Genomic DNA, 12494 nt, shown 5'->3' on the forward strand with positions numbered 1-12494 from the left:
CGGGTACGCCCGCCGTCCGAGCGCTGGCGAGCGGGGGTTTCTTATGGCACGAGTACGAACGCGACGCGGTCCGCCGGGTCTGGCACGGCCTGGCGGCTGCCGCTGGCGGTGAGGTTGCTACCGAGAAGGCATCCTTTGGGGCGCATCACCACTCCTTGAGATCCAACTGCCACCCAAAGTAGCGGCCCGGGAATGAACGGGGAAGTGCCACCCGTAGGGCGGCCTGATGGCGCAGTGGTCACGTTCCCGTATCCCCGTTGTCGGTGAGCACTCGTCGGACGGTGATGCCGCAGCTGGTGAAGCAGGGGTGGCGCAAGGGGCCGCCGCCGCGCGGGAGCGGACCAATGATCATCAAGGCGCTTGACCAGGTCTTGGAGACCACGGGGGTTGAGGCTGGTCGAGCTCGGCGCCGAGGCGCTGGTGCCGTCGCGGCGCATGGGCGAGCTGGCCAAGTGCGGGATGAGCGCGGACGCCTCGGTGATCCGCCGGCATCCGGACGGCCGCAGGTCGGCGACCGCTGCTGGCCACGGTCCGGCATCTGGGGCCAAGTTGGTCGACGACACCCTTGAGCTGCTGGATCTGTTGATGGCCACCGAGCTGGTGAACAAGGCGCAGACGGCCTCGGACAAGAAGAAGGTCCGCAAACATCCCAAGCTCACCAAGGCCTCCGCCCGCCTGGCGGTCGCGGTGGAAGCGCTGTTCTCGTCCAACGGTTGGGGCGGCCCGACGAACGGGTGCGGGTGTTGGAGGTGCGGGAGGCGATCGAGACGGTCGTCTCCCGGGCGGAACTGCGCGCCGCGCTGGTCCTGGTGAACGAGAACGTGCCGCCGGCGGACGCGGTCGACCCCGACGACTGGCGGTCGGAGCTGCTCGGCCGGTACAGCGAGATTGGCAAACCCAAGAAGAGAAGAACGGCAGTTATCGCCGAGAATGATCTTGTGCGCGCGGTGACGGGCTCGCGCCGGTGTGTGATGGTGCGGGTGCTGTTCGGGGTTGGGGCCCGCTACGAGGACGTCGGTGCCTCGGCTGGGTCCTCCTCCGCCGCGAGCGCGTGGTGCGCCGGAGCCCAGCTACGGGCCGACCTAGGCCCCACAACCAAGTTGATGCGGCCGGTAGTGTGCCGTGCTGTGCCGTTTACCCTGATTCATCCCGTTGTCGCGGTGCCGTTGCGCCGCATTCTGCCGCCGGTGGCGCTGGCCGCCGGGGCGATGGCCCCTGACCTCCCCTACTTCGTCCCCTACGGGATCATCGATGTGATCCCTCCCGGGCCCTGGTGGCCGCTGCTGGATGCCGGATACACCCACAGGGTGCAGGCGGGCGCGCTGGCCGCCGATGTGGTGTTGGCGCTGGCGCTGGCGGGAGTGATCATGGCGTGTGCCGCCCCGGCCCGCGCTCTGCTGCCTCCGATGCTGGCCCGGCGGGTGGGGCGTCGCGGCCGGGCGCGGGCAGCACGCTGGGCGTGGTGGCCGGTGGCCGCCGCCGTCGGGGTCGCCACCCACCTGGTGTGGGATCGCCTGGTGGATGAGTGGCTGGCGGTCGCCGGGGACCCGATGCTGTTGAAGGACGAGGGGGTGTCTCTGGTGGGTTCGCTGATCACGCTTGCGGCGCTGGGCTGGGCCTGCTGGTGGCTGTGGCGCAGGCCGCTGAGCGAGCCGGTACCCCAGCCGGGCCTAGGAGTGCGGTTGGGGTTGCTGGCGGCGATGGGGCTGCTGGCGGCCGGGCTGGTCGCGACGCTGGGCTCTTGGCTGGTGCTGCGGTCGCTGGTGACGCTGACGATCGACGCGGTCGTGCTGGTACTGCTGGCCTACGCCGCCTTCCGTCGCCTGGCCCCGTCTCGGGCGGCAAGCTGACCCGTCGGGCCCCTATCCCTGGTTGATCTGCGCCCACTTCCATTCGACGGCCTCGGCGCAGAAGGTGCCGTACAGGTGGCGGGCCGCGGTCGGAGCTGCTCGGCCGGTACAGCGGGATTGGGGAACCCAAGAAGGGAAGAACAGCGGTTATCGCCGAGAATGATCTTGTGCGCGCGGTGACGGGCTCGCGCCGGTGTGTGATGGTGCGGGTGCTGTTCGGGGTTGGGGCCCGCTACGAGGACGTCGGTGCCTCGGCTGGGTCCTCCTCCGCCGCGAGCGCGCGATAGAGGGTGGACCGGCCGATCTTCAGGTACCGGGCGATCGCGGTGACCGACTGGGCCGCCTTGGCGATCACGACGGCGGCCACCACCTGCGCGCGCTGTGCGGCGGGTGCGGGGTCTGCACCACCTGTGACAGCTGTTACTGCACCGAGCTGGCCCGCGAGGCCGCCATCGACGCGGTGACCCCCTGACCACCTCCACCCAGCGCCAAAATCCGGTCTGATCCTCCTTTGAGGCCGGTGGCCGCCGGAGCGGTTACGGCTGTGGACAACAGGGGCCGGGCAGCGGCCGAATCATGGCGTTCGGGGGTCCTGGGCGCTGACCTGGGCGGATGCGATTGGGGAGACCCGAAAGAGCTCGCGTTCTGTCGGATCAGCCCTCACTCTGAGCTACCTTGCCCCTGGTGGCACGGACCCGAGCGCCGGGCCTACTGGGTCAGCACCCGGGGCAGGTGCGCGTGCCGGTGGTCGACGTCGACCACCTGGCCGTGCTCGCGCAGCCGGGCGGCCAGGATCTCGACCAGGCCGGCGGCGCTTTTCCGGACTAAGAAACGATCTTGAAGCTGAAGCCAATGCTGCTGAGCCGTAGGCTGCGTGCCATGGGGCGATTCGATGAGGTCATGGCGACGTTCTGGGGTGACGGTGATTACGGTGTCCAGCGGCCCCTGACGGACGAGATGGTGCGAGAAGCCGAGCGTGTGCTCGGTGTGACGCTGCCATCGGCCCATCTGGACCTTCTGCGGGTTCAGAACGGCGGCATCGTGGCTGCTGATCACGATGCGTTCCCGACCAGTCAGCCGACCTCGTGGAGCGAAGACCACGTTCCCTTCGACAACCTAATGGGCATCGGGCGACGCGACGGGATGACCTCGTTGCTCGACACCCCGTACTTGGTCGAGGAGTGGGGTTTGCCAGCACCACTTGTGCTGCTCTCCGGCGATGGGCACTGCTGGATTGGTCTCGACTACCGCGCCTGTGGGCGGGATGGAGAGCCTTCGGTTACATGGTTGGAGACCGACCTCGACACGGAGCTCGCCGTGGCCGGTGACTTCCGCTCGTTCGTTGAGGGACTCACTGCGGGCAGCACGTATGGTGACGGCTCTGCTGACGACCCCGTACCAGCTTGATGACAGCGGCGCCTTCCGGGCCAAGGAAGTGATCACGAACTGGCCAGCCCGAGCACGCGGGAGAGGTGGACGTGGAGGTGCTCAACTTCGACCTCGCGAGCGCGAACGCGTCTGGCGGTGACTTCCAGCAGCCCAGCAGCACGGTGTTTCCCACCTGCGCAATCAAGAGCGATCACTTTCGGGCCGGCGGCCAAGAGCGCGTAGGCGACGAGGTTGTCGATGAGCTCTGGAGCTTCCGGTTCTATCGGCGAATGGTCTCAGGGAGTCGATGGCTGGTCAGCAAGGGTCCCCTCAGCGGCTGCGAGGGTCTTGTGGACGACACCAACCGAGACCTTCATGCCGGCGGCGATGGCGCGGATGGATTCCCCGCGCGCGCGGCGGGCGAGGATCGGGGCGCGCTTGTCGTCGTCGACCACCGGGGGGCGGCCGCCGACCCGGCCGACCCGGTGAAGATCGTCTACTCGCGCGTCTCCACCGCGTCCCAGTCACTGCTCCGGCAGCGGCACATCCTCACCGAAGCCGGCCTCCTCGTGCGGACCGAAGGCGTCGCCGAGGGATTCCGCCCCGCCCCCGGCGTCTTGCTCTTCGAGGACCCCGCCACCACCTCCAAAATCCCCGCCCTGGACCGGCCTGCCTTCGGCACGATCGCCGCCAAGGCCCACCCCGGCGACACCCTTACGGTCTCCGAACTGTTCCGGCTCTGACGCGACCTCATCGACATCCACAACGTCCGCGCCTGGTGCCAAGCCCGCGGCGTCGCCCTGCGCGTCCTGTCCGGCCCCCTGTCGAACTTCACCGACCTCGCGGCGAACGACGCGACGACCGCGCTCGTCATTAACGTGATCACTTCGGTCGGGCAGTTCCAGCGCGACATCCAGAACGAACTGACCGTCGAGGGGATCGCCGCCGCCGAAGCCGAAGGCCGCTACCGCGGCCGCCGACCCGCGCTCGACGATGCCCAGCGCGACGAAGTGCGAACGGCCTACCAGAACGAAGGAATCTCGATCGCAGCCCTGGCACGCGCTCACAGCGTGAGCCGAGAGGCTCACCCCCGGCTCCCCGAGGTGGGTCAGACCGGAGTGCCGGAACTCGTGCAGATCCCAGCCTGTGCCCGCCTTCGCCGCGCGGTGTGCTCGTCCAGCAGGGCGCGAGCCTGGGTTTTGCGCTTTATGTGGGCTGCCCCCCTTCATCGCCCGTGGCTTCCGTGTCGCGTGTGCCTCGGTACAGCACATGCCCGCTCAGACGCTTGTTACGGCCCTTGTAGCGGAAGGTGGTGGAGATCGACTTGTGCTGCACGGCCTGCTGGACCTGCTCCGGTGGCGCGCCGCCGTCCAGGAGTTCGGTGATGACGGTGGCGCGGATCGGTGCGGGTGCGCCTTCTCCCCCTCCTCGGTAGGCATCTGACCGGCCGCGGCCGCGGCCTTCAACGCCGCAGTGACCCACCAGCGGTCGATCGGCCAGCCGTCCTCACGGGTGAACAGCAGATCGTCGGCATGCTTGCCTTGCCGCAGCTGCTGCAGCATGGCGATCGTGTCGGCGTCCGGGATCGGGAGCTCGGCGTATTTGCCGCCCTTGTTGCGGAAGCGCACCACGGTGTGCCTGCTGCCGTCGGACTCGGTAACAGTGCGGATGTCGCCGGCCGTGAGCCCGGCCAGCAAGCCCACGCGGCCGCCGACGTCGTCCAGCAGAGCGATGGCGGCGGCCTGGGCCAGCTGCCCCGCCTTGGCGAGCTTGGCCACCCCGGCTCGCATATGACGGTGCTGCACCGGCGTGAAGGGGCGGGTGCTGCCCTCGGTGGAGACCGGTGGCGCGTCGACGTCGGCGGCGGGGTTGTAGGCGATCACTTTGCGGCGGCGGGCGTAACCGTAGAACCTGGACAGGTTGTGCCGTTGCTTGGCCACCGTGGCCGGGCCGAGCGCCTTGCCGGGCTTTCGCACGCCGATGGTCAGCGCGCCGGTCGCGGCGGCGTCGCGGTAGGCGATCAGGTGATCCTCGGTGACTTCGAGCAGCGCCACCGGCGGGGTCAGGGTGCTCAACCAGCGCAGGAAGGTGGCCAGCACCTGCAGCCGGGTCTGCCGGGTCGAGACAGAGGTGCTGTGCTGCAGCCAGCCGGCCACCACGTTCCAGGTGGGCCGGTCCAGGCCGTCGACCAGGTCGACGTCGGCGCCGGGCACCTCTCCCCCATCGCCTCGCTCGCGGCGCGGGCTCAGCCCGGCGATCGCGCCGATGCTGAACACCAGCGGCTCGGGCGGCGGCGCTGGAGCAGGTGCTTGGTGCGCTTCAGCGAGCGGTCCGGGCGCCGGGCCCGTTTCGCCGGAGGGGCTGTGGCCGGGCTGATGCACGGCGGTGGGCTCCAGGATGTCCTGCGCTTCTGCGGGGCCAGAGCCGGCCGGAAGGATGGGCGTACCGCTCACACTCCCTCCCTATGCTGGACGGGTGCGGGCAGCGGTCGGCCGACGGAGACCGAGGCGTCGCCGGGCAGCCCGTCACACAGCACCTCGGTGTTGTCAGCGAGGTTGATGCCGCCGCCGGTGACGATGTCATGCACGCCGCGGCGGGCCTGCTGAGTGCGGCGGTAGCCGTCGGTCAGAGCGAGCCTGAAGGTCCAAACCTTGTCCCGGCGTCCCTACTGAGCCCAGGAACGATGCCTGGCAGAACCAAACGTGCTCGACCTGTTATCTCCCCAACACGTCGCCCCACTTAGCCCCCTCTGTCCCACTGGTACCTTATGACCGCTTTACCCGATTTTTAGACAAATAGGATCTTTGTGGGTTATTTCATCGGTCCCGTGCGCCTGTCTCCCTCTCGGCGAAGACATCTGGCGCGGGCCACAGTCACTGCCACCGTGGCGGCCCTGACGCTCACCTCAGCGTGGCCCGCCCAGGCGGCACCCGGCGGTCGCATTCAGGCTCCCCCGCACGTCGCAGCCGCGCCGCAGCAGCCGCGCATCGCAGAGAGCCCCGACATGGTGTCGGCCGGCCTCGCGGCGCGCCTGCAGAACTCGCCCGTGGAGATCACCTCAGAGCGCACCGAACAGTCCACGACCTGGATCAACCCTGACGGAACGCTGTCCACGGAGATCCACACCGGCCCCATTCGCGTTCGGCGCGGCAACGGGTGGGTTCCCGTCGACACCACGCTCGTCAAGGACGGCACACGTCTGGTCCCCAAGGCGGCCGACGCCGACATCGACTTCACCGCCGACGGCACCGGCGCCTTCGCCGCCATCGCCGACAGCACCACGGTGAAGGTGCGCGGCAAGAAGCAGCGTAAGGAGCGCCGCTTCGGGCTCAAATGGGCCAGCAAGCTCGGCAGCCCCGAGGTCTCGGGCAACACCATGACCTGGCGCAACGTCGCACCCGGCGCGGACCTCGTGGTCCAGGCACAAGCTCGCGGCTTTGTGCACTTCGTGGTCTTCCGTGAGCGTCCCACCGGCCCGGTGGAGATCAAGCTGCCGGTCGAGCTGTCAGGCATGCGGTTCGGCAAGCGCGCCGACCGTGGTCTGCAGCTCTCCGACGACTCGAGCGACACCGTCATCGCCGCCGCTCCCGCACCCCAGATGTGGGATGCGGCCGCCGAGCAATCCCCCGACAGCGGCAAGCGCGCCGAGGTGGCCTCCGAGATCGTCAAGGGTCCCGGCGGGCCCGCGCTCGTGCTCAAGCCCGATGCGGTCTTCCTCTCCGATCCGAACGTGCAATTCCCCGTCACCGTGGATCCTTGGATGCAGCTCACCCTGCAGACCGACACGTTCGTCACCACGGACTACCCGGGGTCCCAGACCGGGAGCAACTGGCTGCACGCTGGAAAGTTCGGATCGGGAGCCAAGACCGCTCGCACGTACCTGCAATTCGGCCTCAACGGCATGAATCGCAAGCACATCCTCAACGCCGACCTGGTGCTGTCGAACTACAAGGCCAACGCGTGCGGCACCGCAGCAGGTGCGGGCATCCAGGCACGGCGTGTGACCTCTGCCTGGTCCGCCTCCACCCTCAAGCTGGACGCCCAGCCCACCACGACGGGCACCAACGCGGTGACCAGCACACTCAGCTACGGCTTCACCGGGTGTGAGGCCGAGCGCGACATGGGCTGGTCCATCGAGCCGATCGTGCAGGGCTGGTCCGACGGCAGCATGCCGAACCATGGCCTGCGCCTGGCAGCGGCCAACGAGTCCGAGTCGACCGACTGGCGTATGTTCCGGTCGGCCGAGGCCACCTCAGGCGGATCGGGCCCCAAGCTGACCGTCCAGTGAACTCCTACCCCGGCGTGACCAGCCTGCAGGCCTCACCATCGGCGGGAGGCACCAACGGCGGGACCTATCTGACGTCGCTGACTCCGACGCTGTCGGCGCTGGCCTACGACGGGGAATCCGACACCCAGCGACTGGACTTCGAGGTCGAATACGACCCGGCCTTCACCGACGGCACCGGCCAGGTCTGGACCGGGTCGGCAGCCGGTCTGAACACCGGCGACACCGGCAAGGTCACGGTCGCCGCGGGCAAGCTCGCCGACGGCAAGCACTACCGGTGGCGAGTCAGGGCCTTCGACGGCACCGACTACTCCCGCGCCTGGTCCGCCTGGCAGAACTTCACCGTGGACAACGCCGCGCCTGCCGCGGCCACCATCTCCCTGCCGCCCTACCCGGCGAACGCCTGGTCGGCCAAGCAGGCCGAGGCGGTCAAGGCGACCCTCGACACCACCTCCGCCGATGGAGCGGGCTATTACTGGGGCCTGGATGATCCGGCCACTCCTAATCTGGCCGAGGACAACGACGGCGGCGGCGACCCGCTGCAGATCACCCTGGACCCGGCACAGGGCTGGCACACGCTCTATGTCAAGACGCGTGACCAGGTCTTGCGCACCTCGACGGTGACCGCCTACAGCTTCGGCGCCGGAGTCGGTGAAGTCACCAAGCCACAGGGCGGGGACCGGACCCAGTCGGCCATCACGCTCTCCTCCCGCGCGGCGCCCGACCGCTCCCAGGTGCGCTACGAGTACAAGGCCGACCTGGAGAGCACCGGCGCATGGGCGCCCGTCCCCGCCTCCGTCGTCACCACGCCCGGTTCCGCCGACCCCATCTCCGGCTGGCCGCAGACTCGCGGCGATGTCAGCAAGGATTTCGCGGACCTGTACTGGGACGCCGGCAAGACCATGGCGGCCCTGCGGCGAGGCGACGGCCCGATCGCGCTGCGCGCCTGCTTCCCCGGCGCAGCCGAGGCATGCTCGGACCCGGTGACGTTCACGCTGGAACGCACCGCGTTCGGCAGCAGCTACGCCATGCAGCCGCTCGGACCTGGCACCGTGGCGCTGCTGACCGGTGACTACGCGGTCGACGCGACCGACGCCTCGATCTTCGGACTGTCGGTCGCGCGTACCCACACGGCGCTTGCTCCCGTCACCAAGCAGGGGGCTGAGGGGGTCTTCGGCCCGGGCTGGGTCGCCTCGATGGGCGGACAGAACGCGGCGGCGTCGAGCATGCAGTTCGAGGATCATTCCGATCACGGCTACGTCCTGTTGATCGGCGCCGACGGCGCCCAGCTGACCTACACCGTCAATGCCGAGGGCGTGTTCGAAGGCGTGTCCGACGCGACCGACGGCTCCTACGTGACCAAGAATTCGGCCAGCCGGTTCACCCATGTGGACGGCACCTTGGGGATCAAGACGGTCTTCGAGGCGGTCGATGACAGGTGGGGTGTCACGCGTGTCGACGAGCCGGGCTCGGACAACACGACCGCCTACACCCACGACGGGCAGGGGCGCATCACGCGCATCCTCGCTCCGGTGCCCCGGGACGTCGACTGCTCCACGGGACTGGTGGCCGGCTGCAAGGCACTCGACATCACCTACGCCTCGGCCACCACGGCAACGGGTGTCGCCAGCGGGTGGGGTGACTACGCCGGGCTGGTGAAGCAGATCACGTTCACCGCCTACGACCCGGACAGCGCGGCCATGAAGACCGTCGTCGTGGCGGGCTACGCCTACGACTCCACCGGTCATCTGCGCACCGTCACCGACCCGCGCACCGGATTGGCCAGCACGTACTACTACACCGGCGAAGGCCGCCTGAGCCAGGTGACACCGCCCGGCCTGGCCCCGTGGCGGATGCGCTACGACGCCGCCGGACGTGTCGCGGACGTCTCGCGGACGACCCCCCAGGGTGAGGCCACCGAAGCTGTCGCCTACGACATCCCGATCGGCGGCACAGCGGCTCCCGTGCCCCTGACCGCCACCGACACTGCCGCCTGGAGCCAGGTCCTGGACCTGCCTCGGATCGGCGCGGCGATCTTCCCCGCCTCCAAGGTGCCGGCCCGTGATGGCTCCGGCGCCTACCGCCCCGCCCCGACGGACTACCCCTACGGCAAGCTGACGTACGTGGATGTGAACGGTCGTCCCGTCAACACCGCCGTCTTCGGCGCGGGCGCCTGGCAGATCGCCACGACACGCTTTGACGACAACGGCAACACCACGTGGGCGCTGTCGGCCGGCAATCGTGCCCAAGCGCTCGCCCCGACCGCTGACACCGCTCCCTATGTCGCCGGCCGTGCCAGTTCCTCCGAACGCGCGGACCTGCTGGCCAGTGTGACCGCCTACGACGGCGACGGGAACATCGTCACCGCCGACAGTCCGGCCCATGTGTCGGTTCTGGCTTCCGGCGCGGTGGCCTCGGCGCGGGCGCGTACCGGCTACACCTACGACGAAGGGGCCCCGGCCGGCTTCGAAGGGTCCGGTCTTGTCACGACCACCGTCACCAGCCCGCTGATCGTCGACGGCTCCGCCGCTCCGGGCGCGGCCGATGTCCGCACCGTCAAGAACGGCTACGAGCCGCTGGTGTCCGGCGACAGCTCCGGCTGGGAACTTTCCACGCCGACCAGCAGGACCACGGTGATGCCCGGCGCGAGCGATCTTGTCGAGCGCACCCGTTTGGACGCCTCCGGCCGTGAGGTCGAGCGGCGTTCCCCCGCAAGCAGCGGAACTGACGCGGCGACGACCTTGACCGTCTACTACACGGTCGGCGCGCATCCGGATGTGGCCGCGTGTGGTGGCAAGCCGGAGTGGGCCGGCATGGTGTGCCGTACCGGTCCCGCGGCGCAGCCGGCGGGCAAGCCGCTGCCGGTCACCACGACCACCTACGCCTACTTCGGCGGCCCGGCAGTGACGACCGAGGACACCGGAACGGCCAGGCGGACCACGACCGTCTCCTACGACGCCGCTGGTCGCAGCGTCAAGTCCGCGCTCACGGTCACGCCAGCCACCGAGGGCGGCTCCGCCACTCCGGAGATCACCTTCACCTACGACCCGTCAACCGGACTGCGCACCCAGGCAAGCGACGGAAAAGCGACGGTCACCAGCGGCTTCGACAGCCTGGGCCGGGTGACGACCAGCACGGACGCCGACGGCAACACCTCCACGACGACCTACACCCTCGACGGGCTCACGGCGTCGGTCGGCGACGGCAAGGGCGTGACGACCTACACCTACGACGGCACCGACGCCCTGGGCAAGGCGGAGCGCCGCGGCCTGATCACCAAGATCGACACAGGAGGCAGCGCAGGAGTCTTCACCGGAGCACACGACGCCGACGGCCGGCTGGTCACACAGGGCCTTCCCAACGGGCTGACCGCCACGAGCCGCTACGACGCGGCGGACAACGCGGTGGGCCTGACCTACGCCAAGAGCGGCACGACGTGGCTGTCGTTCTCGGCACTGCCTGACGCGGACGGTCGCGTGGCTCAGCAGAGCGGCCCCAAAGCCAGCCGCCAGAACTACACCTACGACGCCGCCGGACGGCTGACCAAGGTCGCCGACAACTACGGCACCACCTGCACCACCCGCGTCTATGCCTTCAGCGCCGGCACCAACCGCATCAACCTGTCCACCTACCCGGGCGACGATGACGGAGCCTGCTCGACGGCGACCACACCGTCCACACAGAGCTCCAGCTTCGACGCGGCCGACCGCATCACCGACAGCGGCTACGCCTACGACGCCTTCGGCCGCACCACCCAGGTACCCGCCCAGCAGGTGTCCGGCACCACCGCGGTCTCCGCGGAGTACTTCAGCAGCGACAGACTGGCCAAACTGACGCAGGGGCAGCAGACGAGCACCTACACGCTCGATCCCGAAGGCCGCGTACGCAGCGTGGTCACCTCGGGTGGAGCCACCCCCGGCACGGTCGGGTACCACTACGCGTCAGGGGCGGACACACCCGCCTGGATCAGCGAAGCCAACGGCAGCTGGACGCGGAACATCTCGGCCTTCAACGGCCTGGCCGCCATCCAGCGGAGCGACGGCAGCAGCGTCCTGCAACTGGCCAACCTGCACGGTGACATCGTCGCAACCAGCGACGCCGCCACCACTGCCACGGGTGTGCAGGCCTACTTCGAGCAGACGGAGTACGGCGCCCCCCGCGCCGAGAACTCCTCCAACCCCGGCCGCTACGGATGGCTGGGAAAGGCACAGCCCGCCACGGACGCCATGGGCGGCCTGATCCACATGGGAGTCCGCCTCTACAATCCCGCCACCAGTCGCTTCCTGCAGACGGACCCGATCGCGGGCGGCTCGGCCAACGCCTACGAATACGCGGGACAGGACCCGGTCAACAACGCAGACACCTCAGGCAAGGCTTGCTATACCAGTAAGCGATACACTCAGAATTACATGGGCACCGTCTCCATCTACGTCAACTGGTGCTCCACCTACAACAAGAAGAAGAAGCGTTATGAGATCACGACACATGGTGTCGACTATCTCCAGCGCGCGAAGCTCATCTACAAATTCGTCCGCTGGCAGGCCAAGCGGTCGTGGCTGTCGCCGCAGAAGTACTACTTCTACGTGAACGCGGCGGCGGAATTCTGCGCTGACGCCTACTTCGTGTGCAAGCTCAACGGAGTCGTCGGCCTGCACTTCAAGGGTGACGTCAAGGGGAACAGAAGCGCATGGTCCTGGTAGCGAACATCCACCTCCCAAGAGGAATGGCCGCAATATGACGTCCGATCCTCTGCAGCCGCAGGGATGGGAGATCATTCTCATGATTTCCATTCCCGTCGCGTTCATCGCGCTTGTCGCCGTCGTCATCTGGCTGATCGTCAGAGCGTCGAGACGATAGCCAAGGCGACGACAGCCTGAATCGCGGGGGGGGGCCCGCCGAGGTGCGGCCCCCCCACACACAACACCCCCACGACAATCAACCCCAACAACAAAACCACCACAAAACACCCCCACACAGAAAAAAAAAAATAT

General features: G+C 68.6%; 11 protein-coding genes. 8 read left to right on the forward strand and 3 right to left on the reverse strand.

Going from position 1 to position 12494, the window contains the following annotated elements; translation table 11 throughout:
- The first annotated feature begins 387 nt into the window (after positions 1-387).
- Complete coding sequence (locus ACIBST_RS40555; RefSeq protein WP_397178833.1) at positions 388-813, forward strand: hypothetical protein; 426 nt, start codon at positions 388-390, stop codon at positions 811-813.
- Positions 750-1850, forward strand: a complete 1101-nt coding sequence (locus tag ACIBST_RS40560) for a DUF4184 family protein (protein WP_397178834.1) — start codon at positions 750-752, stop codon at positions 1848-1850. Before ACIBST_RS40555 ends, ACIBST_RS40560 begins: the two co-directional genes overlap by 64 nt.
- A gap of 232 nt (positions 1851-2082) precedes the next feature.
- Here the strand turns inward: ACIBST_RS40560 and ACIBST_RS40565 are convergent, their stop codons facing one another.
- The gene (locus tag ACIBST_RS40565; RefSeq protein ID WP_397178835.1) at positions 2083-2217 is read right to left on the reverse strand and encodes a helix-turn-helix domain-containing protein; all 135 of its coding nucleotides are present in this window, start codon (positions 2215-2217) and stop codon (positions 2083-2085) included.
- Between the two features lie 317 nt (positions 2218-2534).
- On the opposite strand from ACIBST_RS40565, the gene ACIBST_RS40570 reads away from it, so the two are divergent.
- From ACIBST_RS40570 to ACIBST_RS40585, 4 genes are all read left to right on the forward strand, one after another.
- Positions 2535-2678 (forward strand): hypothetical protein, encoded by a 144-nt coding sequence (locus tag ACIBST_RS40570; protein WP_397178836.1) that lies wholly within the window; start codon positions 2535-2537, stop codon positions 2676-2678.
- Positions 2679-2729: 51 nt separating this feature from the next.
- Complete coding sequence (locus ACIBST_RS40575; protein ID WP_397178837.1) at positions 2730-3257, forward strand: SMI1/KNR4 family protein; 528 nt, start codon at positions 2730-2732, stop codon at positions 3255-3257.
- Positions 3258-3328: 71 nt separating this feature from the next.
- Positions 3329-3961, forward strand: coding sequence for a hypothetical protein (locus tag ACIBST_RS40580; protein ID WP_397178838.1), 633 nt, complete (start codon positions 3329-3331; stop codon positions 3959-3961).
- Positions 3962-3970: 9 nt separating this feature from the next.
- Positions 3971-4603 (forward strand): hypothetical protein, encoded by a 633-nt coding sequence (locus ACIBST_RS40585; RefSeq protein ID WP_397178968.1) that lies wholly within the window; start codon positions 3971-3973, stop codon positions 4601-4603.
- Here ACIBST_RS40585 and ACIBST_RS40590 read toward each other — a convergent pair.
- Together ACIBST_RS40590 and ACIBST_RS40595 are read right to left on the reverse strand one after the other, a co-directional pair.
- A complete protein-coding gene (locus ACIBST_RS40590; RefSeq protein WP_397178839.1) occupies positions 4496-5494 on the reverse strand; it encodes a hypothetical protein in 999 nt (332 codons plus the stop codon). The genes ACIBST_RS40585 and ACIBST_RS40590 overlap by 108 nt on opposite strands.
- Before the next feature lie 173 nt (positions 5495-5667).
- Positions 5668-5805, reverse strand: coding sequence for a hypothetical protein (locus ACIBST_RS40595; protein ID WP_397178840.1), 138 nt, complete (start codon positions 5803-5805; stop codon positions 5668-5670).
- Between the two features lie 297 nt (positions 5806-6102).
- Between ACIBST_RS40595 and ACIBST_RS40600 the strand changes: the two genes are divergently transcribed.
- The gene (locus ACIBST_RS40600; protein ID WP_397178841.1) at positions 6103-7506 is read left to right on the forward strand and encodes a DNRLRE domain-containing protein; all 1404 of its coding nucleotides are present in this window, start codon (positions 6103-6105) and stop codon (positions 7504-7506) included.
- Positions 7503-12203 carry an RHS repeat-associated core domain-containing protein gene (locus tag ACIBST_RS40605; RefSeq protein ID WP_397178842.1) on the forward strand — a complete coding sequence of 1567 codons (4701 nt, stop codon included), beginning with the start codon at positions 7503-7505 and terminating at the stop codon, positions 12201-12203. The genes ACIBST_RS40600 and ACIBST_RS40605 overlap by 4 nt, the downstream gene beginning before the upstream one ends.
- Positions 12204-12494 lie beyond the last annotated feature (291 nt).

Origin of the sequence: Nonomuraea sp. NPDC049684, from assembly GCF_044465345.1 — a bacterium.
In the GTDB taxonomy this organism is placed as follows: Bacteria; Actinomycetota; Actinomycetes; order Streptosporangiales; family Streptosporangiaceae; genus Nonomuraea.